This window comes from Nocardioides montaniterrae, assembly GCF_054782655.1.
Genome location: NZ_BAAGSB010000008.1, coordinates 44,135 through 67,842, shown reverse-complemented (window position 1 = coordinate 67,842; position 23,708 = coordinate 44,135). Strand labels below are relative to the sequence as shown.

The window sequence follows — 23,708 nt, the reverse complement described above, 5'->3', positions numbered from 1 at the left end:
CCTGTCAGGGCGAGCCGATGGCGGGTGCACCGGTTGGGGTGCTGGATAGGGTCGGGAGCATGGAAATCCGCAACCTCGGGGCGAGCGGGCTGAAGATCTCGGCCATCGCCTACGGCAACTGGCTCACCCACGGCTCACAGATCGAGGAAGAGGCGGCGACGGCGTGCGTGCACCGCGCGCTGGAGGAAGGCATCACGACCTTCGACACCGCGGACGTCTATGCCAACACGGCCGCCGAGAGCGTGCTGGGACGCGCGCTCATCGGCCAGCGGCGCGAGAGCCTGGAGATCTTCACCAAGGTCTACTGGCCCACCGGCCCCGGCAAGCACAACGACCACGGTCTGTCGCGCAAGCACATCATGGAGTCGATCAACGGGTCGCTCAAGCGGCTCGGCACCGACTACGTCGACCTCTACCAGGCCCACCGCTACGACTACGACACCCCGCTCGAGGAGACGATGCTGGCGTTCGCCGACGTCGTGCGATCGGGCAAGGCGCTCTACATCGGAGTCTCGGAGTGGAAGGCCTCGCAGCTGCGTGAGGCTGCCGCGCTGGCCAAGGAGCTGCACGTCCCGGTCGTCTCCAGCCAGCCGCAGTACTCGATGCTCTACCGCGTCATCGAGTCCGAGGTCGTGCCGGCCTCGAAGGAGCTCGGCATCGGCCAGATCGTCTGGTCGCCGATCGCGCAGGGCGTGCTCACCGGCAAGTACCTCCCGGGTCAGCCGCCGCCGGCCGGCTCGCGCGCCACCGACGAGAACGGGGGCTCCGGTTTCATCGCGCGACTGCTCCAGGACGACGTGCTCGAGCGCGTGCAGCAGCTCAAGCCGATCGCCGAGTCGGTCGACCTGTCGCTGGCTCAGCTGGCCGTCGCCTGGGTCCTGCAGAACGACAACGTCTCCGCGGCGATCATCGGGGCGAGCCGTCCCGAGCAGGTCAGCGAGAACGTCAAGGCCGCGGGCGTGAAGCTCGATGCCGAGGTCATGTCCGCGATCGACCGGGTCCTGGACGGCGTGATCGTCAGCGACCCGTCGCTCACCGAGTCGCCGCAGCGCTCGGAGTGGACCGCTCAGGCCTGAGCCGCGAAGGCTCCCCGGCCCTAGTGATAGGTGTCGGGGAGCTGCTGGCCGACCTTGACGCGGGCCTTGGGCAGCCGCATGAACTTCATCTGCATGGACCGCATCACGGCGTACGACGTGGTGCCCTTGTGCGACTCGTTCGGGAACCGCACCTTGAGCTGACGCTTGAGCCGGATGATCACGAAGACCATGTCGATGGCGACGAACAGCACCGTGACCATCAGGACCAGCGAGCTGGCGCTGACGAGCGCCGGCTTTCCGCTCCAGCCGAGGATCAGCGAGACCACCAGCAGCGGGATCATCATCTCGACGATGGAGAAGCGGGCGTCGACGAAGTCGCGGACGAACCGCTTGACCGGCCCCTTGTCGCGCGAGGTCAGGTAACGGTCGTCACCGTCCTTCATGCCCTGCTGCATCTTCTGGCGAGCGGCCGCGCGCTGTGCCTTGTCGGCCTGCATCATCTCGCGGCGGGTCCGCGGGACCTTCGCCTTCGCCCTCGCGGCGGCCTCCGCCTCCTTGCGGGTGGGCGTGGGTCGTCCCTTGCCACCCTCCTTGACCTGGGTCGCGGACGGCTCGTGGGCCTGGGCGGCCTCGGACTTGGTACGGCGGAACACGGGTCGGTCAGGCCTTTCGGACAACGCTGGACTTGAGCTGCATGGGACCGAAGCCGTCGACCTTGCAATCGATGTCGTGGCCGGCGACGGCCGGGTCGATCAGGCGGATGCCGCGGACCTTGGTGCCGGCCTTGATCGCCTTGGGAGCGCCCTTGACCGGCAGGTCCTTGACGATGACGACGTCGTCACCGTCGGCGAGCGGGTTGCCGTTGGCGTCCTTGATGACCGCGGCGGCCGCCTCGGCGTCGGCCTCGGCCGCTGCCTCGCTGGGTGACCACTCGTGCGCGCACTCGGGGCAGACCATCAGGTCACCGAGCGGGTAGGTGTACTCGCTCGCGCACTCGGGACACGGCGGGAGGGCATCAGTCACGGTGGGACTTTCCGGGGAGGTCCAGCATGCGCTGGAGGGCGACGAGGGCGTCGGCCTCGGTCTGCGGGTCGACCTCGATGACGTTGACGACGTTGCCGGCGACGAGGTTCTCCAACGCCCACACGAAGTGGGGCAGGTCGATCCGATTCATCGTCGAGCAGTAGCAGACGTTGCGGTCGAGGAACATGATGTTCTTGTCCGGGTGGGCGTTCTTGAGGCGCTGCACCAGGTTGAGCTCGGTGCCGATGGCCCAGCTGGTGCCGGGCTCGGCGGCCTCGATCGTCTTGATGATGAACTCCGTCGAGCCCACGAGGTCGGCCTTGGTGACGACCTCGTACTGGCACTCGGGGTGGACGATCACGTTGAGGCCGGGGACCTTCGCGCGCAGCTCGTCGATCACGTCGGCGGAGAAGCGGCCGTGGACCGAGCAGTGGCCCTGCCACAGGATGATCTTGGCGGCCTTGACCTGGTCGACGGTCAGGCCGCCGTTGGGCTTGAGCGGGTTCCACAGGACGCAGTCGTCGAGGCTGAGGCCGAGCTTGAGGACGGCGGTGTTGCGGCCGAGGTGCTGGTCGGGCAGGAAGAGGACCTTGGTGTCCTCGCCCTTCTGCTCGAACGCCCAGTCGAGGGCGACCTCGGCGTTGGAGGACGTGCACACGACGCCGCCGTTGCGGCCGCAGAACGCCTTGATGGCGGCCGAGGAGTTCATGTACGTCACCGGGACGACCTGCTCCTGCACGCCGGCGGCGGCGAGCGCCTCCCAGGCCTTCTCGACCTGGAAGATCCGGGCCATGTCGGCCATCGAGCAGCCGGCGGCGAGGTCGGGCAGGATCACCTGCTGCTTCTCGCTGGTCAGGATGTCGGCGGACTCGGCCATGAAGTGCACGCCGCAGAAGACGATGTACTCGGCGTCCGGGCGGGCCGCCGCGTCGCGGGCGAGCTTGAAGGAGTCGCCGGTGACGTCGGCGAACTGGATGACCTCGTCGCGCTGGTAGTGGTGGCCCAGGACGAAGAGCTTCTCGCCCAAGGCGGCCTTCGCCGCGCGGGCGCGCTCGACCAGGTCGGGGTCGGACGCCTCGGGCAGGTCGCCGGGGCAGTCGACGCCGCGCTCGGACAGCGGGTCGACGCCCTTGCCCAGGGGAAGCAGCGGCAGGTCCACAGTGCTCATGTGCTCAATCCTAGGCTGGCCCCATGCGGATCCTGGTCGCGCCCGACAAGTACGCCGGCACCCTGACCGCGGTCGAGGCCGCTGAGGCGATCGGAGAGGGCTGGCGGCGGCACGCGCCCGACGACACGATCGACCTCGCGCCGATGTCCGACGGCGGCCCCGGCTTCGTCGACGTGATCGCCGCGGCGACGCAGGGCGAGCTGCTCGCGACCGCCGTCACCAGCCTGCCCGACCAGGACGTCCAGTACGACGTCCTGCCGGCCACGCTGCTGCGCGACGGCGACACCGTCTACCTCGAGTGCGCCCAGGCCGTGGGCCTGGAGGTGGCCGGCGACTCCGATCCGCTGCGGCGCAGCAGCCACTCCGTCGGCGTGCTCCTCGCGCACGCGCTCGAGGCCGGCGCGCGGCGCATCGTCGTGGGCGTCGGTGGCACGGCGACGACCGACGGGGGAGCAGGCCTGCTCGCTGCGCTCGGGGCGTACGCCGACGGCGGCGACCTCGACGACGGGCCGGAGGGCCTCAAGACGCTGGAGGCCGTGGACCTCGTGGCGGTGCAGGACCTCTTCGCCGGGATCGAGCTGGTGCTCGCCAGCGACGTGGACAGCCCGCTCACCGGCCTGTTCGGTGCGACCAAGACGTTCGGTCCCCAGAAGGGGATCCGCGAGGAGGACCTGCCCTGGGTGGACGGGGCGCTGCAGCGGTTCGCCGACCTCACCGACAAGCGGCTCGCCCTCGAGCCCGGCGCCGGCTCGGGTGGTGGCATCGGCTTCGGGCTGATGCTGCTCGGTGCCACCCGCGTCTCCGGCATCGAGCTGGTCGCCGGCCTGAACGCGCTCGAGCACCGGGCGGGCCACGCCGACCTCGTCATCACCGGCGAGGGCGCCTTCGACTTCAGCAGCCGCGCGGGCAAGGTCCCGTACGGCGTCGCGGCGATCGCCGCGCACGCCCTCCGCCCCTGCATCGCGCTGGCCGGCCGGGTCGACGTGGGCTCCCGCGAGATGCGCGCGCTGGGGATCGAGGCGGCGTACTCCCTGACCGAGACGGCCGGCGACCGCGCTCTCACCGAGCCGCGCGCGGCGCTCGCGGAGCTCGCGGAGCGTGTGGCCCGCACCTGGTCCCCGCGCTGATCCTCGGGTGGCCGTGGCGCCGTACTGAAACGTGTTCTACGTTGGCTCGGTGACCGATCTCCGCGCCCGCTTCGAGGCGCTCCGCACCGCCGACCACGTCGATCCCGCCGACCTGGACGCCCTCTGGGCCGACCTGCGCACCGTCAGCGTCCAGGAGATCCTCGGCGCCTGGCACGGGGGCGACTTCGCGACCGGCCACCTCGCCGGCAAGGCGCTGACCCGCCTGCGCTGGCACGGCAAGCGGTTCGACGGGCCGCTCGACGCCGTGCCGATGGTCTGCCGCGACGAGCAGGGTGAGCTCTTCGCCAACGCCGAGGCGGCCGGCGGGGGAGCGGCCTCGCTCTGGGAGGTCGGCTTCCGCGGCGAGACCACCGCGACCATGGTCTACGACAAGCTGCCGGTCTTCGACCACTTCAAGGCGGTCGATGGCGACACGCTCGTCGGCGTGATGAACGGCAAGCTGGAGCAGACCTTCGGTGTCGCCGAGCTCTACTGGTTCTGGCTGGAGCGTCAGGCATGAGGACCACGGCGTACGTCGTCGAGACGCCCGGTGGGCCGTTCGTCGAGGCGGAGATCGAGCTCGACGAGCCGCGCGAGGACGAGGTGCTGGTCCGCGTCGTCGCGACCGGGCTGTGCCACACCGACCTGACGGTCCCGCAGATGCTGCCCGCCGAGATGATGCCCGTCGTCGTCGGCCACGAGGGTGCGGGTGTCGTCGAGGCGGTCGGTTCGGCCGTCACCGGGATCGTCGTCGGTGACCACGTGGTGCTCAGCTTCCGCTCGTGTCGCGACTGCGACGCCTGTCGCGCCGGCGACGTCGGCTACTGCGACCAGACCCTGCTGCTCAACTACATGGGCATGCGCGCCGACGGGTCCTCGACGATGAGCCGCGACGGCGAGCGGGTGGGCGGCAGCTTCTTCGGGCAGTCGTCCTTCGCCCGCCACGCGCTGGCGTACGCCGACAACTGCGTGGTCGTCGACAAGGAGCTCGACCTCACCCGGCTCGGCCCGTACGGCTGCGGCTTCCAGACCGGTGCCGGCACCGTCCTCAACGTCGTCCTGGGTGGCGGTACGCCGGCGCCCGGGCTCAGCCTCGTCGTGTTCGGAGCGGGTGCGGTCGGGCTGGCCGCCATCGCGGCCGCACGCGGCGCCGGCATCGGCACGGTCGTCGCCGTCGACCCGGTGGCCTCGCGGCGGAGCCTCGCGGAGGAGTACGGCGCGATCGCGCTCGACCCGTCCCAGGGCGACTCCCCGATCCAGGAGCGGGTCAAGCAGGCGACCGGGGGCGGAGCGGCGTACGCCATCGACACGACGGCGATCTCCGCCGTCGTGCTGCAGGCGCAGCGCTCGCTGCGACCCCAGGGGACGCTGATCGCGCTGGGCCTGGGCGCCCCGACGTACGAGATCGACGCCATCGAGCTGCTCCAGAAGGGCCTGACGATCCGCTCGTCGATCGAGGGTGAGGGCGATCCGCTGACGATGATCCCCGACCTGCTCGCGCGCGCTGCCGACGGACGGCTCGACGTCGACCGGCTGGTCACCACCTACCCCTTCGACCAGATCGCGCAAGCCGTCGCCGACAGCGGCTCGGGCAAGGTCGTGAAGCCCGTTCTCGTCTGGGACTGACGAACACCGGGAATAACCGGCCGTGTGCGACCATTGACCTCAGTGAGCCCGATCCCGGGCCTGCTGCACAGACATTGCGACACACGTTTGGAGTGACCATGGGAGACGCTTGCTGCGGTGGCGGCCACAGCCACGGTGCGAACGCCGAGACCGGTGCGGCTCAGGCCGGCACCCAGACCGTCGCGGCCCCGGTCCTGACCGACCGCCGCGAGGACCAGATCAACCTCAGCCCCATTGCTGCCGAGAAGGTCAAGAGCCTGCTCGACCAGGAGGGTCGTGACGACCTGGCCTTGCGCATCTCCGTCCAGCCGGGCGGCTGCAGCGGCCTGCGCTACCAGCTCTTCTTCGACGAGCGCACCCTCGACGGCGACGTCGTCACCGGCTTCGACGGCGTCAACGTGGTCGTCGACCGGATGAGCGTCCCCTACCTCAACGGTGCCGTCATCGACTTCGTCGACACCATCGAGAAGCAGGGCTTCACGATCGACAACCCGAACGCCACCGGCTCCTGCGCCTGCGGCGACTCGTTCAGCTGATCCAGCACGCACGAACGCCCCTGGGAAACCAGGGGCGTTCGGCGTTTTTGAGGCTGGCCGGTCGGGCCGGTCACTCGACGGTCAGTCGAGGTGGAAGTGGATCGCGCCGGCCAGCTTGCGGGCGGCCTCGGAGATCGCGATGGCCTTCTTCGGGACGTCCTGCACGAACTCGTCGAAGTGGATGCTCGGGGCAGGCTTCAGGGCACGGTCGGCGGCGGCGCGCAGCAGACGGGTGACGGCCTCGCAGCTGTCCTTGAGCTCGGTGGGGGAGCCCGGCTCCTCGTAAGGGGTCATGCCTTCGACGCTAGGGGTTACCGACAGGTACGCCGAGGTCTACTGGTCGGTAGCTTCGGATGTTTCGCCCACCGTCACATTCGCGAGATCTTCAGGCGGCGCTGATCATGTGTGACGAGGCGTGGGTAGGGTGCCGTCACGTGACTGCTGCTTCCCACGGCCCGCTGCTGATCGCCGGCTCGATCGCCACTGACCACCTGATGACCTTCGGCGGAAAGTTCGCCGACTCCCTCGTGCCCGACCAGCTGGACAAGCTGTCGGTCTCGTTCCTGGTCGAGGACCTGGAGGTACGCCGCGGCGGCGTCGCCGCCAACATCGCCTTCGGCCTGGGTCGCCTCGGCCAGAAGCCGGTGCTGGTCGGTGCGGTCGGCGAGGACTTCGGCGACTACCGGTCCTGGCTCGAGCGCCACGGCGTCGACTGCGAGTCGGTGCACGTCTCCGACTCCAAGCACACCGCCCGCTTCGTCTGCACCACCGACTCCACGATGGCGCAGTTCGCCTCGTTCTACCCCGGCGCGATGAGCGAGGCCCGGCTGATCGAGCTGGCCCCCATCGTGGAGCGGGTCGGCACGCCGTCGTACGTCCTGATCGGTGCGGACGACCCCGACGGCATGCTGCGGCACACCGAGGAGTGCCGTCAGCGCGGCTACGCCTTCATCTCCGACTGCTCCCAGCAGCTCGCCTTCGCCGACGGGGACCTGATCCGCCCGCTGATCGACGGCGCCGCGATCCTCTTCTCCAACGAGTACGAGTCGCACGTCATCGAGAAGAAGACCGGCTGGAGCGCCGACGAGGTCCTGAGCCGGGTCGGCTACCAGGTCACCACGCTCGGCAAGGACGGCGTCCGGGTCACCGACAAGGACGGCCTCAAGCTCGAGGTCCCCGCGGCCACGAACGTCAAGGCCATCGAGCCGACCGGCGTCGGTGACGCGTTCCGCTCCGGCTTCCTGGCCGCGATCAACTGGGGCCTCTCGCTCGAGCGCGCCTGCCAGATCGGCTGCGTGCTCGCGGCGTACGTCGTGGAGACGGTCGGCACCCAGGAGTACGACTTCACCCACGCCCAGTTCGTCGAGCGCATCCGCGAGTCGTACGGCGACGAGGCCGCTGACGAGATCGCTCAGTTCATCAGCTGAGACGTCGTACGACGTAGAGGGGGTCACCCGACGCGGTGACCTCCTCGCCGACATACTCCTGGCCGCGCATGCGGCACCAGGCAGGTACGTCGAAGCGGGCCGCCGGGTCGCGGGCGATCACCGCGATCTCGCCGCCCGTCGGCACGCCCGTGAACGCCTTGGCCAGCTCGATGATCGGCCGCGGGCACGGCTGGTCCCCGCAGTCCAGCACCATCCGCTCGCTCACAGGTTCACCAGCTTCGTTCGGTCGCGCCCGGCCTCGGACCGGGGCCCGCGACCGCGTCGCGCGCCGAGGCGGCCGGTCGACTCCCTCACAGGCCCGCACTCCGGCGGATCTCGGTGACGACCTCGGTGACGGCCGCGCAGAACGCCTCCACCTCGTCGTCGGAGGTGGTCGCGCCGACCGAGACGCGCACGTTGCCGTGGGTCAACGCCCCCATCGCGGCCAGCACGTGGCTGGGCTCCAGCGTAGAGGCCGTGCACGCCGAACCGCTGGCGACCGCGAACCCGCGCCGGTCGAGCGCGTGGACGAGCTCGTCGCCGGCGACGTAGAGGCAGGAGAAGGTGACCAGGTGCGGGAGCCGGCGCACGGGGTCGCCCAGCACCTCGGTGTCCGGCAGCAGTGCGACCGCCTGCCGGATGCGCTCGACCTGACGGAACCGGCGATCGGCGGACGTCTCCTGGTCGGCGACCACCGCCTGCAGGGCGGCCGCCGCGGCGAGCGCGGCCGGCACGTTGGCGAAGCCGGGGGAGTCCAGGCCGTGGTCGCCAGGGAACGGCGAGGTCCAGTGCGTCTTGCGGCGTACGGCGAGCACGCCGACGCCGGCAGGGCCGCCCCACTTGTGCGCGGAGGCCGTGAGCACGTCCCAGCGGCGGGGGAGCGGGACGTGGCCGGCGGCCGCGGCGGCGTCGACGAAGAGTGAGGTGCCGGCCGGCACGTCGAGGTCGTCGACGGGCTGCAGCGTGCCGACCTCCTGGTTGGCGGCCTGCAGCGCGACCACGGCGACGTCGGGCTCTGCCGCGAGCCGGTCCATCTCGGCAAGGTCGACCCGCCCGGTCGCGTCGACGGGTACGCCGGCGCTGTGGCCGTCGCGCCACTGGACGGCATGGAGCACCGAGGAGTGCTCGACCGTGGAGTGCACGATGCCGGCGCGCTCGTCGCGCCCGGTGACCAGGCCCAGGAGACCCCGGTGGACCGCGTCGGTGCCCGAGGAGGTGAAGCCGATCTCGTCCGGATGGGCGCTCAGGGCGTCGGCCACGACCGCTCGGGCGTTGTCGAGGAGCAGCCGGGCATCACGCCCCTCGTGGTGGAGCCGCCGCGGGTCGGCGTACCCCCGCACGAGCGCAGCGAGCAGCGTGTCGCGAGCGGCGGGGTGCAACGGCACGGTCGACGCGGTGTCGAGGTAGTGCCGCTCGTCGTTCACGCCTCGACACTATCGACGGGTCGTGTGGGATACGCCGCACCGTGGAACTAATCGTGACCCTGCGGGCACCGCGGCCTCGGATTCCGATACTCTTCCGATGTTCTGTGACCCTCGAGAGGAAGGCTCGTTCGTGGGCTTGAAGCACCCCGAGCGCATGCGGGCTCCCCGCCGGCGACTTCGCCGCGTTGTCCCGCTCGCCGGCTTCGTCGTACTCGCGCTCAGCCTGAGCGGCTGCGCCACCGATAACCAGTGGGAGCGGTTCGGCATGCCTGTCATGCGGACCGAGACCGGCGTGAAGGTCCTGGAGCTCTGGCAGGGCGCTTGGATCGCTGCACTGGCGACCGGTGTCGTGACCTGGGGACTGATCCTCGGTGCCGCCTTCTGGTTCCGCCGCCGCAGTGACGACGAGGTCCCCGTTCAGACCCGGTACAACCTGCCGATCGAGATCTTCTACACGATCTTCCCGATCATCATGGTCGTGGCGTTCTTCGCCCACACCGTGCGTGTGCAGAACTTCGCGCTCGAGGAGAGCGCGCACCCCGACGTCGTGGTGAACGTCGTCGGCCAGAAGTGGGAGTGGACCTTCAACCAGTCGGTCCCCGACTCCAAGTACGCCCACGACCGCAACGGTGCCGCCGCTGACAAGGTCATGGACAACACCTTCGTCTCCGGTACCGGTGAGGACATCCCCACCCTGGTCATCCCGGCGGACAAGACCGTGCTGTTCAACCTGCACAGCCCTGACGTCATCCACGACTTCGGCATCCCCGCCTTCGGGATGCGCATGGACGTCGTCCCGGGCGAGCACAACTCGTACCAGGTCAAGACGCTCCCGCTCGACGACGGAGTCACCTCCGCGACGTACGCCGGCAAGTGCTACGAGCTCTGCGGCACTTACCACTCGCGGATGCTGTTCAACGTCAAGGTCGTCCCGTGGGCCGACTACGTGAAGTACCTGGCCGATCTGGCCAAGAACCCCGCCAACGTCTCTGACGCTCCGGTCCTGGGTGGCAAGTACGCCTCCCAGCCGTACCTCAACGGGGACAACGCCGAGGAGGGCGAGAAGTGACCGCGACCGCCGCGCGATCCGTCGAGACGACGAAGCGCAAGCCCCTGGGCACGCTCCTCGTCCGGGCGATGACGACCACCGATCACAAGCTGATCGGCAACCTGTACTTCGGCACGGCCATGGCCTGGTTCGTCGCCGCAGGCATCATGGCGCTGATCATGCGCTCCGAGCTGGCCTACCCCGGCCAGCAGATCGTGAACGAGGAGCTGTTCAACCAGCTCTTCACGATGCACGGCACGATCATGCTGCTGCTGTTCGCGACCCCGCTGTTCTTCGGCTTCGGCAACGCCGTGATGCCGCTGCAGATCGGTGCGCCCGACGTCGCGTTCCCGCGACTGAACATGTTCAGCTACTGGCTCTACCTCTTCGGCGGCCTCATCGCCGGTGCCGGCTTCCTCACCCCGCAGGGTGCGGCCTCGTTCGGATGGTTCGCGTACACGCCGCTCTCCGACTCGGTCAACAGCCCCGGTGCGGGTGGCGACCTGTGGATCATGGGCCTGTGGATGGCCGGTCTCGGCACCATCCTCGGTGCGGTCAACTTCATCACCACGATCATCTGCATGCGGGCGCCCGGCATGACCATGTTCCGGATGCCGATCTTCGTGTGGACCGTGCTGATCACCGCGATCCTGGTCCTGGTGGCCTTCCCGATCCTGGCCGGTGCGCTGCTCTCCCTGGAGGCTGATCGCCAGATCGGGGCGCACGTCTTCGACACCTCGCACGGTGGCGCCATCCTGTGGCAGCACCTGTTCTGGTTCTTTGGTCACCCCGAGGTGTACATCATCGCGCTGCCGTTCTTCGGCATCATCTCCGAGATCCTCCCGGTCTTCAGCCGCAAGCCGATCTTCGGCTACGTCGGGCTCGTCGCCGCGACGCTCGGCATCGCGATCCTGTCCGTCGCCGTGTGGGCCCACCACATGTTCGTCACGGGCGCGGTCAACCTGCCGTTCTTCTCCGGCATGACGTTCCTGATCGCCGTCCCGACAGGCGTCAAGTTCTTCAACTGGATCGGCACCATGTGGGGCGGGTCCATCCGGATGGACACCCCGATGCTCTGGTCGGTCGGCTTCTTGACGACCTTCCTGTTCGGTGGTCTGACCGGCATCATCCTGGCCAGCCCGCCGCTGGACTTCCACGTCTCCGACTCCTACTTCGTGGTGGCGCACTTCCACTACACGGTGTTCGGCACGGTCGTCTTCGCGATGTTCGCCGGCTACTACTTCTGGTGGCCCAAGCTCACCGGCAAGATGCTCGACGAGCGCCTGGGCAAGATCCACTTCTGGCTGCTGTTCATCGGCTTCCACACGACCTTCCTCGTCCAGCACTGGCTGGGCATCGAGGGCATGCCGCGTCGTTACGCCGACTACCTCCCGAGCGACGGGTTCACCACGCTCAACGAGGTCTCGACCGTGGGCGCGTTCATCCTGGCCTCCTCGTTCCTGCCGTTCTTCTACAACGTGTGGGTGACGGCCAAGAAGGCCCCGATGGTCAACACCGACGACCCGTGGGGCTGGGGCCGCTCGCTGGAGTGGGCCACGAGCTGCCCGCCGCCGCGACACAACTTCGTGAGCATCCCGCGGATCCGGTCCGAGTCCCCGGCGTTCGACCTCCACCACCCGGAGATCGCCGCCATCGAGATGGACGACGACCTGGCCGAGCTGACCGAGAAGGATGGAGTCACCCGATGAAGGTCGAGAGCTGGATCTTCGGCCTCACCACGATCTTCCTGATCCTGGTGACGCCCGCCTACTGGCTGGTCACGGACGCCGGCGACCACTGCGGTCACGTCGCCGACTCCAGCGGCAGCTTCCACTGTGGTGACTGGACCGGTACCTCGGCCCTCATCATGACCACGCTGCTGTGCTCCATGGTCACCCTCTACCTGGGCTTCCACGCCAAGCGCATGGACGCCCGGCCCGAGGACCGCAAGACCGGCGAGATCGCCGAGGGCGCGGGCGAGCTGGGCTTCTTCCCGCCGTACTCCTGGTGGCCCCTGTGGTGCGCCTGCTGCCTCGGCGTGATCGTCTTCGCGCTCGCGATGAAGGCGTGGTGGCTGGTGATCATCGGGTTCGTCATCGGCGCGGTGGCGCTGAGCGGCCTGGTCTTCGAGTACTACCGCGGCGAGCACGCTCACTGAGCGACGCACGTCCTTGCCGGAGCCGCCCCTCGGGGCGGCTCCGGTCATTTTTCGGCTCGACGCACCGGAGCCGTGAGCGTCAGGATGCAGGCTCCGGGCTCGGCGAAGGGGACGAGGTCGACCTCGGGGTCCTCGGCGCCGTACGTCGTGAGGACGCCCGCCGCGAGGCCGCGGTGGACGTTGCACACGATGGTCGGCTCCTCGTGCGCCACCTCGAGCAGCGGGCAACGGGTGAGGCGGAGCCGGGCTGACCGGCTGGTCGGCAGCACCTCGCCCTCCGGCGCGAAGCCGAGGCGCTCGAGCAGGTCACGGGTCCTGCGGAGGGGTGCGCCCTGATGGCTGCCGTGTCGCCGTGTCGCCAGCTCGCGGCCCCAGTCCTCGCCGGCGCTGAGCGCGTCGTCCTCCGGCTGGGAGCTGGTGCGGCGCAGGGTCCGGGCGAGCGTGGCCGCCAGGCCGGCGTACTCGTCCGGCTCGCCGGGGCGGACCTGCCACAACCATGCGGGGCGCCCGCGCCCGGTCGCCGGCCGACTCTCGCGCGTCACCAGGCCGGCCGACTCCAGTGCCGTGAGATGACCGCGCACGGTGTTCTCGTGCGAACCGGACAGCCGGCAGAGAACGGTCAGCGGCGTGGGTGCGTCCTGCTCCGCCAGGAGCTCGAGGAGGCGTCGTCGGGCGGGGGAGAGGTGTGCCGACGAGGCCACGCCGGTGGGCCGGGGGCCGGGGGCGCCGGTCTGATTATTTTCCACGGCATCCATGGTAATAAATTCGCGCCATCGCCACCACCGGCCGTGGCGACACCGGCTCCAGGAGGTCCCGATGAACGAACTGCCCGTTGCGAACGTCAGCCACGAGGGCGCCGAGAAGTGCGCCTGCCACGGTGAGGCGTCGCGGCTCGTCGAGCTGGATGCGCGCGCCATCCCGCACGAGATCCGCCACGCCGCGGTGTTCGGCGCACTCGACTCGCTGCGCCCGGAACGGGGCCTGGTGCTGCTCGCGCCGCACGACCCGGTGCCTCTGCTGGCGCAGCTGGAGCGACGCTCGCCGGCGGCGTTCGCCGTCGAGTACCTCGACCGCGGTCCCGAGACGTGGCGCGTGCTCCTCGTGCGGCGTACGGCGGCGCCCCGGTGAAGCTCGAAGCCTGGCTCTTCGGGCTGTGCGCGATCTTCTTCGCCCTCATCGCGCCGGCCTACTGGTTCATGAGCGACTCCGGCACGCACTGTGGTGGGCGCGCCCACTGCGCGGACTGGACGGGCACGTCCGCGCTGGCGATGACGGCGCTCCTCGCAGCGTTGGTGGGCCTGTTCCTGGGCTTCCACGCCAAGCGCATGGACGCCCGGCCCGAGGACCGCAGGACCGGCGAGGTCGCCGACGGCGCAGGCGAGCTGGGCTTCTTCCCGCCGTACTCCTGGTGGCCCCTGTGGTGCGCTGCTGCCCTCGCCGTCATCGTGTTCGCCCTGGCGATGAAGGCCTGGTGGCTGCTGATCATCGGCGTGGTCCTCGGTGCCCTCGCGCTGATCGGCATGGTCTTCGAGTACTACCGTGGCGAGCATGCCCACTGAGCGTCCTCCGGCCTTTTTCGCCAAGGTACGACGCCTCAGCGGGCGGGTCGGTTGCACGCAGGCGACGTGACGTTTCCGACGCGCGAGGATCCGCTGGGTGGAGGCGCCGGAAGGTACCCTGATCAGGTGCCGAAGACGCTTGATTCCGTGAGCCTGCGCGCAGTCGCGCTGCTCTCCGTTGCCGCGCTCGCCCTGGGGGGCTGTGACGCCGGCAAGGTCGTCGAGAAGGCGACCGGCCACTCGACCGACGAGACCACCGGCGTCGCCGCCGAGACCCCGGTCGTGTCGCTCAACGTGCACAAGGGCGCCAAGGCCGTCCCGGTCTCGACCCTGCTGAAGGTCGGCGCCGAGCACCTCAAGATCTCCTCGGTCAAGGTCGCCTCCTCGGCTGGTCGGGTCGCCGGCGCGCTGTCCGCGGATGGCGCCACCTGGACCGCCTCCGAGCGCCTCGAGCCCGGGACGCGGTACGCCGTCGTGGTCCGCGGCACCGACGACGCCGGCGCCGCGGCCACCCAGCGCTCGCACTTCACGACCCAGGACCTCACGCTCGCGCAGCAGACCTTCGCCTCGATCTCCCCGCTCGCGGGCCAGACCGTCGGCATCGGCATGCCGGTCGTCGTGCACTTCGACGTGCCGGTCACCGACCGCGCCGCGATCGAGAAGAACATGCACGTCACCGCGACCCCGGCCCAGCCCGGCTCGTGGCACTGGGTGAGCAGCACCGAGGCGCACTGGCGCCCCAAGAGCTACTGGAAGGCCGGCACCGAGGTCTCCGTCGCCGCCGACATCAACGGTGTCGACGCCGGTGGCGGGATCTACGGCCAGATGGACAAGAGCGTCGCCTTCCACGTCGGCGACGCGCACGTCTACAAGGTCAACACCCGAACCGACCAGATGAAGGTCTACTCCAACGGCAAGCTGCTCCGCACCATCCCGATCACGACCGGGGAGCAGCCCGAGTTCACGACCCGCTCGGGCGTGAAGGTGATCGTGGAGAAGGACCGCTTCCACGACATGAACTCCGAGACCATCGGCATCGACCCGAACAGCGCGAACGGGTACAACCTCAAGGACGTCGAGTACGCCATGCGGTTGACCTACTCCGGCGAGTTCATCCACGCGGCGCCGTGGTCCGTGGGCTCGCAGGGACACGCCAACGTCTCGCACGGCTGCACCGGCATGAGCACCGCCAACGCCGGCTGGCTGTTCAACCTCTCCCAGGTCGGCGACGTCGTCGAGTACGTCGGTACCGATCGCTCCATGGAGCCCACCAACGGCTACGGCGACTGGAACATCCCCTACCGGGAGTACAAGACCGGCTCCGCCGTCTGAGCCCGGGCTCAGCGCCAGCGGGGTTCTGTCGAGCCGTAGCGCTCGACCGGGGCCGCGAGGCTGTGGCCGTCGACCTCCAGGGGCGGCGCGACCGCGTCGAGTGGCCCGTACGCCGACGCGACCCTCACCGTCTCGACGGCGAGGGCTGTCGCCACGCCGGCGGCAGGGCGGGGGAGGTCGAGCAGCGTCCGAGCCGCGCCCAGCAGGCTCGCCCGGACGGTGCCGGCGCTACCGCGGGCCAGCAGGTCGATGACAGCGGCCGCGAGACGGTAGCCGGTGGCGTGGTCGAGTGCCTGCACGGCGAGCGCGCCGGGCCGGCCGTCGTCGGTGCGGTGGAGGTCCGCGATGCCGGTGGCCGCCTGGACGATCGAGTCGAACCCGGGGCGTGAGCCCCACGGGCCGGTCTCGCCCCACGCGGACAGGGAGCCGACGACCAGGGAGGGATGGTCGGCCCACAGCGTCACCGGGTCCAGTCCGAAGCGGGTGAGTGACCCCGGCCGGTAGCCGAGGAGCACCACGTCGGCGCGGGGGAGCAGGTCCCGGCGTACGACGTCGAGGTGGGTGCCCAGGTCCAGCTCGACCGAGCGCTTGCCCATCCCGTTGGACAGGAACTGGTCGAGCAGCTCCGGACGGGCCGGCGGATCGATGCGGAGCACGTCGGCGCCCAGGCACGCCAGCAGCTGCGAGCAGGTCGGCCCGGCGATGACGCGCGTCAGGTCGAGCACGCGTACGCCGGCAAGCGGGCTGGGACGGGAGCGGACGGGGGTCCGCTCGCCGCCCTCCTCGGTGCTCAGCCACGGCAGCGCACGGGTCGCCAGGTGGTGCGGGTGGCGCTGCCACTCGGCGCTGGTGCGCACCACCGTCGCGATGCCGCCGGCGGCGAGGACGGACGCCTCGATCTCGGCGGCGGTCCACGACCCGGCGACCTGGTCCAGCGCCGCGCGGTCGGAGACACCCAGCGCCGCCCGGAGGGCTGCGGCATGGTGCGGGTAGTTCGCATGCAGCCGAACCCAGCCGTCGGCCGCCTGGACGAACCCGGACAGCGGCGCCCAGCCGGCCGCGGGCCGGCCGTCGACGACCAGGTGCTCGGCCGCCGCGAACGATCCGGCCACGGCTCGCGGGCGGACGGTCACGGCGTACGTCCCGAGCAACCGGACGCTCGCGGCCGCCGCCTCCACGGCCGTGAGCGCGAGCGACTCCGCGTCCAGCGGGCCGCCCCACCAGCGTTCGACGGACCCGGTCACGTCCTCATCGTAGGAGGCCGGGGAATGCCGAAGGCCCGCTCCCCGGCGGGGGAGCGGGCCTTCGGTTCAGATCAGCCGATCAGTGGTGACTGACGGTCGGACCGTGGCGGTTGGGACCGGCCTCGATCTGCGCCTCGAGCTCGTGGAGCTCGTGCTCGGCGTGGTGCGACGCGTCGTGCAGCTCCGCCACGGTGACGTTCTGGACGTCGTTGGCGAAGTAGAAGCGACGCAGCTTGGCCTTGAGCTTGGCTCCGCGACCACCGGCGGCCTCGTCGGCAGCGATCTCCTCCTCGGAGAGGTAGGTGTCCGAGGAGCGCTGCGTGAGCATGTAGGCCTTGCCTGCCGGGAGGGGCAGGTGCTTCTCGGCGTACGCACCCTGCGCGGAGCGGACCAGCACGCCGGACTCGTAGCCGTGCAGCAGCTTCTCGTGGTCGTGACGCTGCAGCGAGATGCACCAACGACGCGCGATGAAGAACGCGATCGCGGGACCGATGAAGACCGCACCCCGCATGAAGTAGGTGATCTCGTTGATGCTCAGGTGGAACTTGATCGCGATGATGTCGTTGCCACCGGCGGCCCAGGCGAGGCCGTAGAAGGTCATCAGCGAGACCATCAGGGCCGTGCGGGTCGGAGCGTTGCGCGGGCGCTGGAGCAGGTGGTGCTCGCGCTTGTCACCGGTGATCCAGTTCTCGATGAACGGGAGCAGGATCAAGAAGGTCAGCAGCGCCGGGGGAGCGACCAGGATCGGCACCATGATGTTCCAGGAGACCGTGTGGCCCCAGAGGTGCGTCTCCCAGGCCGGCATGATGCGCAGGAGGCCGTCGGGCCATCCCATGTACCAGTCGGGCTGCGAGCCGGCGGTGACCTTGGACGGGTCGTAGGGGCCGAACTTCCAGACCGGGTTCAGCGAGAACAGGCCGCCCAGGAGGGCGATCGCGCCGGACACGATGAAGAAGAAGCCACCGGCCTTGGCGGCGTACACCGGGAGCATCGGGTAGCCGACGACGTTCTCCTCGGTGCGGCCGGGACCGGCCCACTGGGTGTGCTTGTGGTAGACGAGCAGCATCATGTGCGCCGCGATCAGGCCCAGGAGCAGACCGGGGATCAGCAGGATGTGCATCGAGTAGAGGCGCGGGATGATCGCGTGGCCCGGGAACTCGCCTCCGAACAGGAAGAACGAGAGGTACGTGCCGACGACCGGGGTCGCCTTCATGAAGCCGTCCGCGGCGCGGACGCCGGTGCCGGAGAGCAGGTCGTCGGGCAGCGAGTAGCCGGTGAAGCCCTCGAGCGTGCCGAGGAGCAGCAGCAGGCAGCCGATGACCCAGTTGACCTCGCGCGGCTTGCGGAACGCGCCGGTGAAGTAGACGCGCATGAGGTGGATCATCATCGAGGCGATGAAGAGCATCGCCGCCCAGTGGTGCATCTGACGGAGCAGGATGCCGCCGCGGACGTCGAAGGAGATGTCCATCGTCGAGGCGTACGCCGAGGAGACATCCACGCCCCGCAGGGGAGCGTAGGAGCCGTTGTAGGTGACCTCGGACATGCTCGGGTCGAACCACAGGGTGAGGAAGACACCCGTGAGCAGCAGGACGACGAAGCTCCACAGGGCGATCTCGCCGAGCATGAAGGACCAGTGGTCCGGGAAGACCTTGCGCAGGTTCTTCTTCATCAGGTTGCCGAGGCCGAGGCGCTCGTCGGCCCAGTTGGCCACGACACCCGCGGCCTTGCCGCCGGGGGCCACGGTCGCCGGCTTCGTGCCGTTGGAGGTGGCGACCTTGCTCATGTCAGACGTGCTCATAGTAATCCCGCTCCCAGAAGCTCGGTCCGACCGGCTCGTCGAAGTCCTGTGCCGCACAGAGGTAACCCTCGGAGTCCACCGTCAGCTTCAGCTGGGGGAGTGGACGACCGGCCGGGCCGAAGACGACCTTGCCCGAGTTGGACAGGTCGAAGGTCGACTGGTGGCACGGGCACAGCAGGTGGTGGGTGGTCCGCTCGTTGAGCGAGATCGCGCAGCCGACGTGGGTGCAGATCTTGGAGTAGGCGACGATGCCCTCGACGTCCCAGTTGGCCGTCGAGTCACCGTTGACGTCCTTGCCGGGCTTGATGTCGGCCGGGTCCATGCGGAGCAGGATGAGCGAGGCCTTGGTCTTCTGGGCCTGGAGCTCGGCACCCTCGACGAGTGCGGGGTCGATGCCGTAGCGCTCGTAGTTCTTGTACGCGTCGGGCTGGCAGTTGACCAGGTCGCCGATCTCCAGGTCGCCCGGGGTGATCGGGGTCCAGATCGCGTCGCGCACCACCCGCATCGGGTGCTGCTTGGTGCCCATGCCCCAGATCGTGTGGTACAGCTTGTCGCCCGGCAGCGGACCGAGGTCGCGCAGCGCGACGATCGGCGCCAGGCTGAGCACGCCGACCGCGCCGAGCAGCGAGTTGCGGATCAGGGGACGGCGGCCGATGCCCGACTCCTCGAGGCCGGCGGCCAGCGCGGCGAGCGTGGTCTCCCGGGCCTCGTCGTCGGAGCGGGCCGGGTGGCGCAGCTCGCTGATCTCGTGGTCGCCCATGAGCTTGCGGGCCCACTGGATGACGCCGACGCCGATGAGCAGCAGGGCCAGGCCCAGCGTCACGCCGAGGGCGATGGTGGAGGCACCGTGACCGGCCCAGATGGTCCAGTTGTCGCCGATGTGCAGGGTGAAGTAGGCGACGATGAACAGGATCGTGCAGACGGCCGACAGGCCGAACAGGGCAGCGACCTGACGCTCAGCGCGCTTCTCGGCCTTGGGGTCGACGTCGGTCGGCCGCCAGACGTGCTCGGGAAGGCCCGGGTCGGCGATCGGGCCGACCGGCTCGAGCTCGCCTCCGTGGCTGGGGGTGTGGTCGGTCACGCCGAAGCACCGTCCTTCTTCTTGGTCGTGCGCGTGGTGTGAGCCGCGATCCACACGGCGAAGCCGACCAGGAGACCGAGGCCGACCACCCACGCGATGAGACCCTCCGACACCGGACCGAGACCACCGAGGGTCAGGCCGCTGTAGCTCGGGTCGTGCTGCAGGTGACGCAGGTAGGCGATGACGGCCTTCTTGTCCTCAGGCGGGATGTTGCCGTCGGAGAAGGTGTCCATCGACTGGGGACCGGTCAGCATCGCCTCGTAGATGTACTTCGAGTCGACGTCGCGGATCCGGGGGGCGAAGCCTCCGCGCGGCATGGCGCCGCCGGAGCCCTCGAAGTTGTGGCACGCGGTGCAGTTGGCCAGGAAGATCTGGCCTCCGCGCTGGACGAGTTCCTCGACCTGCGACTTGGACATGCCGTCGGTGGAGTACATCTCGGTGTCCGGGATGGCGGGACCGGTGCCCAGCGTGGCGACGTACGCCGCGAGGTCGGCGATCTCCTCCTGGGAGAAGACCGGCTCCTTGCGCGGGGCCTGGACGCCGGGGTTGGCCATCGGCATGCGGCCGGTGCCGACCTGGAAGTCGACCGCGGCGGCGCCGACGTCGGTCAGCGCGGGGCCGTACTGGCTGCCGCCCTGGGTGAGCACGCCCTGGCCGTTCTGGCCGTGGCAGAACGCGCACGAGACCGTGAAGAGCTCGCGGCCCTTCTCGATCTGGGCAGCGGACACCGTGGTGTCGTCATGAGCCTGGGCGGGGGAGAAGGCGGCGTACAGGCCTCCGGTGAGGAGGAGGCCGAGCAGCAGCACCACGAGGCCGGCGATCGGGCCGCGGCGGTACCGCGACAGGCGACCGGCGGAGCGGTTCAGGAGGCGCACATTCAGTCCTTGCTGGTCCGGTGGGAGCTGGTGGTCACTTGACGAGGTAGATCGTCGCGAACAGGCCGATCCACACCACGTCGACGAAGTGCCAGTAGTAGGACACGACGATGGCGCTGACGGCCTGCTCGTGCGTGAACCGCTTGGCGACGTAGGTGCGCCCGAGGACGAAGAGGAAGGCGATCAGACCACCGGTGACGTGCAGGCCGTGGAAGCCCGTGGTCAGGTAGAACATCGTGCCGTAGCCGTCGTGCGGGATCGTGACGCCCTCGGAGATCAGCGCGGCGTACTCCTTCGCCTGACCGCCGATGAAGATGGCGCCCATGATGTAGGTCAGGAAGAACCACTCACGCAGGCCCCACTTCATGGGGGAGAAGAACGATCCGGTGCGGGACACCTGGCCCCGCTCGGCCGCGAACACGCCCATCTGGCACGTCAGCGAGGACAACACCAGGATCGTGGTGTTGACCGACGCGAACGGCACGTCCAGATGGGAGGTGTTGGCCGCCCAGACGGGGGCCGAGACCGCGCGGATCGTGAAGTACGACGCGAAGAGCGCCGCGAAGAACATCAGCTCGCTGGACAGCCAGATGATCGTGCCGACCGCCACCATGCTCGGTCGGTCGTGCTGGCCGTGCAGGCGCGAGGCAGGAAGGGATGCCGTTGCAGAAGTCGCCACGGGCGTCATTATGGCCTGACGCGAGCATCCTCGGCATCCCGACCCCCAGGAAATGGGCTACTTGATTCCTGGGTTGGGCGGGGTCCTACGCTCAGGGTGTGTCGAGTGCCGCATCCCTGGTCCACCTCGCGGCCGCTCGGACCGGCTCCATCGAGCCGCTTCCGGCGTTCTCCTGGGGCACGTTGTTCAGCCAGTGGTCGCTGGCCCCGCTGCCCACGATCCTGACGGTGTGGGCGCTCGGCCTGTACGCCGTCGGCGTGGTGGTCATGCGCCGGCGGGGCGACCGGTGGCCGGTCGGCCGGTCGATCGCATGGGTCGTCGGCTGGACGGCCTTCTACCTGATCACCAGCTCGGGCTTCGCGACGTACGACACGACGCTGTTGAGCGTGCACATGGCTCAGCACATGGTGCTCTCGATGGTGGTGCCGCTCTCGCTGGCGCTGGCCGCCCCGGTCACGCTCGCGCTGCGCACGCTGCCGTCGGCTCCGCGGCGCTGGGTGCTGTGGATCGTGCACTCGCGCCTGATGAAGGTGCTCTCGTTCCCGCCGCTGGCGTTCCTGCTCTACGTCATCTCGCCGTGGGCGCTGTACTTCTCCGGCTGGTACCCGGCCTCGCTGCACCATCCCTACATCCACGAGATGATGCACGTGCACCTCGTGGTCGTCGGCAGCCTCTTCTTCTGGCCGCTGGTGGGCGTCGACCCCATCCCCGGGCGCGTCGACCACCCGTTCCGGGTGCTGCTCGCCGTGATGACGCTCCCGTTCCACGCGTTCCTGGGCATCACGATCATGAACCAGCAGAAGCTGCTCGGCGGCTCCTGGTACCCCGACCTCCACCGGATCGACCCGTGGCTGCCCTCGGCGGCCTCCGACCAGCACCTCGCCGGCGGCCTGCTGTGGGGCTCGGGCGACGTGGTCGGGCTGGTCCTCTTCGTGGTGCTGTTCGTGCAGTGGGTGCAGTCCTCGATGAAGGAGGCCAAGCGTGAGGACCGGCGCCTGGACCGTCTCGACCGGCTGCACGCGCAGGAGCAGGCGCGCCTCGCGATGAACGCCCGGCTCCAGCAGCAGGCCGGCCAGGGCCCGAACGAGTAGGGTTCACCGCGTGAGCAGCCCCAAGCCGCTGAAGGTGCTCGTCTACAGCGACGACGTACACACGCGCGAACAGGTCATCCTGGCGCTCGGCCGCCGTCCGCACCCGGACCTGCCCGAGGTCGAGTACGTCGAGGTCGCGACCGAGCCGGTCGTCATCCAGAACCTCGATGCCGGGAACATCGCCGTGGCGATCCTCGACGGCGAGGCGGTCCCGGCCGGTGGCCTGGGCATCGCCAAGCAGCTCAAGGACGAGATCCGCGACTGCCCGCCGGTCGTGGTGCTGATCGGGCGCCCCCAGGACGCCTGGCTGGCGACCTGGTCGCGTGCCGAGGCGTCGGTGTGCCACCCGATCGATCCGATCGAGCTCGCCGAGGCCGTGACCGCGCTGCTGCGCGACCGCGTGCCCGCCCCCGTCTCGTGACCGCGCCGACCTGGCCGGAGGTCCTCGACGGACTGGTCTCCGGCAGCGACCTCGCGCCCGAGCAGGCTCGTTGGGCGATGGGCGAGATCCTCGCCGGCGACGCCACACCGGTGCAGATCGCCGCGTTCGCGGTGGCGATGCGGGCCAAGGGCGAGACCAGCGCCGAGCTCGGTGCGCTCGTCGACGCGATGTACGCCGTCGCCACCCCGATCAGCATCCCCGGGCGGTGCCTGGACGTCGTCGGCACCGGTGGTGACCGCTCGTTCTCGGTCAACGTCTCGACGATGTCCGCGATCGTGGCGGCGGGAGCGGGCGCGCGCGTGGTCAAGCACGGCAACCGCTCGGCGTCCTCCAAGGCCGGCACGGCCGATGTGCTCGAGGAGCTCGGCGTACGTCTCGACCTGCCGGTCGACCGCGTCGTCGCGGTCGCCGAGGAGGCCGGCATCACCTTCTGCTTCGCCGCCGCCTTCCACCCGGCGCTGCGGCATGCCGCCGTCCCGCGCCGCGAGCTCGGCATCGGGACGCTGTTCAACCTGCTCGGCCCCTTGGCCAACCCGGTCCAGCCCGCCGCCCAGGCGATCGGCTGCGCCTTCGCCGGCAAGCCGCCGGTGATGGCGGGCGTGTTCGCCGAGCGCGGTGTCGATGCGTGGGTGTTCCGCGGCGACGACGGCCTCGACGAGCTGACGACCACCACCACGTCGCAGGTCTGGGCCGCGCACGACGGCGAGATCTCCACCTTCACCGTCGACCCGACCGAGCTCGGCCTGCCCCTCGCCTCCGCCGAGGACCTCCGCGGTGGCGACGTCGCCTACAACGCCTCGGTCGTCCGCTCCCTGCTGGGTGGCGAGACCGGTGCCGTGCGCGACGCCGTCCTGCTCAACGCGGGCGCGGCGCTGGCCGTGTACGACGGGCCGGGCGAGGACCACCTCACCGCGCTCCGTGCCGGCATGGCCCGAGCGGCCGAGGCGATCGACTCCGGCGCTGCCGGCGTGACGCTCGACCGCTGGGTCGCCGCCGCAGCCTCGGCCTGATCCAGTCCCTGCTCAGCGCTCGG

Annotated in this window: 27 protein-coding genes; 15 read left to right on the top strand and 12 right to left on the bottom strand. The window is 69.8% G+C overall.

Annotated elements, in window-relative coordinates; translation table 11 throughout:
* The first annotated feature begins 59 nt into the window (after positions 1-59).
* Positions 60-1,076, top strand: coding sequence for an aldo/keto reductase family protein (locus ACYVJ3_RS12450; protein ID WP_460853327.1), 1,017 nt, complete (start codon positions 60-62; stop codon positions 1,074-1,076).
* Positions 1,077-1,096: 20 nt separating this feature from the next.
* Here ACYVJ3_RS12450 and ACYVJ3_RS12445 read toward each other — a convergent pair whose 3' ends face one another.
* Genes ACYVJ3_RS12445 through nadA form a run of 3 tightly spaced genes read right to left on the bottom strand, consistent with a single transcriptional unit; the run spans position 1,097 to position 3,228 of the window.
* On the bottom strand, positions 1,097-1,690 hold the full coding sequence (locus ACYVJ3_RS12445) for a DUF3043 domain-containing protein (protein WP_460853326.1): 594 nt from the start codon (positions 1,688-1,690) through the stop codon (positions 1,097-1,099).
* 7 nt (positions 1,691-1,697) lie between these two features.
* Complete coding sequence (locus ACYVJ3_RS12440; protein ID WP_460853325.1) at positions 1,698-2,060, bottom strand: zinc ribbon domain-containing protein YjdM; 363 nt, start codon at positions 2,058-2,060, stop codon at positions 1,698-1,700.
* Positions 2,053-3,228, bottom strand: coding sequence for a quinolinate synthase NadA (gene nadA, locus ACYVJ3_RS12435; protein ID WP_460853324.1), 1,176 nt, complete (start codon positions 3,226-3,228; stop codon positions 2,053-2,055). Before nadA ends, ACYVJ3_RS12440 begins: the two co-directional genes overlap by 8 nt.
* A gap of 23 nt (positions 3,229-3,251) precedes the next feature.
* Between nadA and ACYVJ3_RS12430 the strand changes: the two genes are divergently transcribed.
* The 4 genes from ACYVJ3_RS12430 to erpA all read left to right on the top strand — a co-directional run bounded on the left by ACYVJ3_RS12430 (position 3,252) and on the right by erpA (position 6,517).
* A complete protein-coding gene (locus ACYVJ3_RS12430; protein ID WP_460853323.1) occupies positions 3,252-4,355 on the top strand; it encodes a glycerate kinase family protein in 1,104 nt (367 codons plus the stop codon).
* 49 nt (positions 4,356-4,404) lie between these two features.
* Complete coding sequence (locus ACYVJ3_RS12425) at positions 4,405-4,875, top strand: DUF4334 domain-containing protein (RefSeq protein ID WP_460853322.1); 471 nt, start codon at positions 4,405-4,407, stop codon at positions 4,873-4,875.
* Positions 4,872-5,981, top strand: a complete 1,110-nt coding sequence (locus tag ACYVJ3_RS12420; protein WP_460853321.1) for an NAD(P)-dependent alcohol dehydrogenase — start codon at positions 4,872-4,874, stop codon at positions 5,979-5,981. The genes ACYVJ3_RS12425 and ACYVJ3_RS12420 overlap by 4 nt, the downstream gene beginning before the upstream one ends.
* A 98-nt stretch (positions 5,982-6,079) precedes the next feature.
* Entirely contained in the window at positions 6,080-6,517 is a 438-nt protein-coding gene (erpA, locus tag ACYVJ3_RS12415) for an iron-sulfur cluster insertion protein ErpA (protein WP_460853320.1), read from the top strand.
* 81 nt (positions 6,518-6,598) lie between these two features.
* Here erpA and ACYVJ3_RS12410 read toward each other — a convergent pair whose 3' ends face one another.
* A complete protein-coding gene (locus ACYVJ3_RS12410; RefSeq protein ID WP_460853319.1) occupies positions 6,599-6,811 on the bottom strand; it encodes a hypothetical protein in 213 nt (70 codons plus the stop codon).
* Between the two features lie 200 nt (positions 6,812-7,011).
* On the opposite strand from ACYVJ3_RS12410, the gene ACYVJ3_RS12405 reads away from it, so the two are divergent.
* Entirely contained in the window at positions 7,012-7,944 is a 933-nt protein-coding gene (locus ACYVJ3_RS12405; protein ID WP_460853391.1) for a carbohydrate kinase family protein, read from the top strand.
* On the opposite strand, the gene ACYVJ3_RS12400 is transcribed toward ACYVJ3_RS12405, so the two are convergent.
* Positions 7,937-8,170: a sulfurtransferase TusA family protein gene (locus ACYVJ3_RS12400; protein WP_460853318.1), complete on the bottom strand. Its 234-nt coding sequence runs from the start codon at positions 8,168-8,170 to the stop codon at positions 7,937-7,939. The genes ACYVJ3_RS12405 and ACYVJ3_RS12400 overlap by 8 nt on opposite strands.
* Positions 8,171-8,255: 85 nt before the next feature.
* Complete coding sequence (locus ACYVJ3_RS12395; protein ID WP_460853317.1) at positions 8,256-9,368, bottom strand: cysteine desulfurase family protein; 1,113 nt, start codon at positions 9,366-9,368, stop codon at positions 8,256-8,258.
* Between the two features lie 130 nt (positions 9,369-9,498).
* On the opposite strand from ACYVJ3_RS12395, the gene ctaC reads away from it, so the two are divergent.
* The 3 genes from ctaC to ACYVJ3_RS12380 are packed head-to-tail and all read left to right on the top strand — an operon-like array spanning position 9,499 to position 12,574.
* Positions 9,499-10,437: an aa3-type cytochrome oxidase subunit II gene (ctaC, locus tag ACYVJ3_RS12390; RefSeq protein ID WP_460853316.1), complete on the top strand. Its 939-nt coding sequence runs from the start codon at positions 9,499-9,501 to the stop codon at positions 10,435-10,437.
* On the top strand, positions 10,434-12,125 hold the full coding sequence (ctaD, locus tag ACYVJ3_RS12385; protein ID WP_460853315.1) for an aa3-type cytochrome oxidase subunit I: 1,692 nt from the start codon (positions 10,434-10,436) through the stop codon (positions 12,123-12,125). Before ctaC ends, ctaD begins: the two co-directional genes overlap by 4 nt.
* Entirely contained in the window at positions 12,122-12,574 is a 453-nt protein-coding gene (locus tag ACYVJ3_RS12380) for a cytochrome c oxidase subunit 4 (protein ID WP_460853314.1), read from the top strand. The genes ctaD and ACYVJ3_RS12380 overlap by 4 nt, the downstream gene beginning before the upstream one ends.
* Before the next feature lie 44 nt (positions 12,575-12,618).
* Here the strand turns inward: ACYVJ3_RS12380 and ACYVJ3_RS12375 are convergent, their stop codons facing one another.
* On the bottom strand, positions 12,619-13,320 hold the full coding sequence (locus ACYVJ3_RS12375) for a helix-turn-helix transcriptional regulator (protein ID WP_460853313.1): 702 nt from the start codon (positions 13,318-13,320) through the stop codon (positions 12,619-12,621).
* A 70-nt stretch (positions 13,321-13,390) separates the two neighbouring features.
* Between ACYVJ3_RS12375 and ACYVJ3_RS12370 the strand changes: the two genes are divergently transcribed.
* From ACYVJ3_RS12370 to ACYVJ3_RS12360, 3 genes are all read left to right on the top strand, one after another.
* Entirely contained in the window at positions 13,391-13,702 is a 312-nt protein-coding gene (locus ACYVJ3_RS12370; RefSeq protein ID WP_460853312.1) for a DUF2249 domain-containing protein, read from the top strand.
* Positions 13,699-14,133: a cytochrome c oxidase subunit 4 gene (locus ACYVJ3_RS12365; protein WP_460853311.1), complete on the top strand. Its 435-nt coding sequence runs from the start codon at positions 13,699-13,701 to the stop codon at positions 14,131-14,133. Before ACYVJ3_RS12370 ends, ACYVJ3_RS12365 begins: the two co-directional genes overlap by 4 nt.
* A 147-nt stretch (positions 14,134-14,280) precedes the next feature.
* Entirely contained in the window at positions 14,281-15,465 is a 1,185-nt protein-coding gene (locus tag ACYVJ3_RS12360) for a L,D-transpeptidase (RefSeq protein ID WP_460853310.1), read from the top strand.
* A gap of 8 nt (positions 15,466-15,473) precedes the next feature.
* On the opposite strand, the gene ACYVJ3_RS12355 is transcribed toward ACYVJ3_RS12360, so the two are convergent.
* From ACYVJ3_RS12355 to ctaE, 5 genes are all read right to left on the bottom strand, one after another.
* Complete coding sequence (locus tag ACYVJ3_RS12355; protein ID WP_460853309.1) at positions 15,474-16,709, bottom strand: CoA transferase; 1,236 nt, start codon at positions 16,707-16,709, stop codon at positions 15,474-15,476.
* 79 nt (positions 16,710-16,788) lie between these two features.
* Positions 16,789-18,492 (bottom strand): cytochrome bc1 complex cytochrome b subunit, encoded by a 1,704-nt coding sequence (qcrB, locus tag ACYVJ3_RS12350; protein ID WP_460853308.1) that lies wholly within the window; start codon positions 18,490-18,492, stop codon positions 16,789-16,791.
* Between the two features lies 1 nt (position 18,493).
* Positions 18,494-19,588 carry a cytochrome bc1 complex Rieske iron-sulfur subunit gene (qcrA, locus tag ACYVJ3_RS12345; protein ID WP_460853307.1) on the bottom strand — a complete coding sequence of 365 codons (1,095 nt, stop codon included), beginning with the start codon at positions 19,586-19,588 and terminating at the stop codon, positions 18,494-18,496.
* The gene (gene qcrC / locus ACYVJ3_RS12340; protein WP_460853306.1) at positions 19,585-20,463 is read right to left on the bottom strand and encodes a cytochrome bc1 complex diheme cytochrome c subunit; all 879 of its coding nucleotides are present in this window, start codon (positions 20,461-20,463) and stop codon (positions 19,585-19,587) included. Before qcrC ends, qcrA begins: the two co-directional genes overlap by 4 nt.
* Before the next feature lie 34 nt (positions 20,464-20,497).
* A complete protein-coding gene (ctaE, locus tag ACYVJ3_RS12335; protein WP_460853305.1) occupies positions 20,498-21,151 on the bottom strand; it encodes an aa3-type cytochrome oxidase subunit III in 654 nt (217 codons plus the stop codon).
* An 89-nt stretch (positions 21,152-21,240) separates the two neighbouring features.
* On the opposite strand from ctaE, the gene ACYVJ3_RS12330 reads away from it, so the two are divergent.
* The 3 genes from ACYVJ3_RS12330 to trpD are packed head-to-tail and all read left to right on the top strand — an operon-like array spanning position 21,241 to position 23,685.
* Positions 21,241-22,233 (top strand): cytochrome c oxidase assembly protein, encoded by a 993-nt coding sequence (locus tag ACYVJ3_RS12330; RefSeq protein ID WP_460853304.1) that lies wholly within the window; start codon positions 21,241-21,243, stop codon positions 22,231-22,233.
* Between the two features lie 10 nt (positions 22,234-22,243).
* Entirely contained in the window at positions 22,244-22,654 is a 411-nt protein-coding gene (locus ACYVJ3_RS12325; RefSeq protein ID WP_460853303.1) for an Rv3143 family two-component system response regulator, read from the top strand.
* A complete protein-coding gene (trpD, locus tag ACYVJ3_RS12320; protein ID WP_460853302.1) occupies positions 22,651-23,685 on the top strand; it encodes an anthranilate phosphoribosyltransferase in 1,035 nt (344 codons plus the stop codon). Before ACYVJ3_RS12325 ends, trpD begins: the two co-directional genes overlap by 4 nt.
* Positions 23,686-23,708 lie beyond the last annotated feature (23 nt).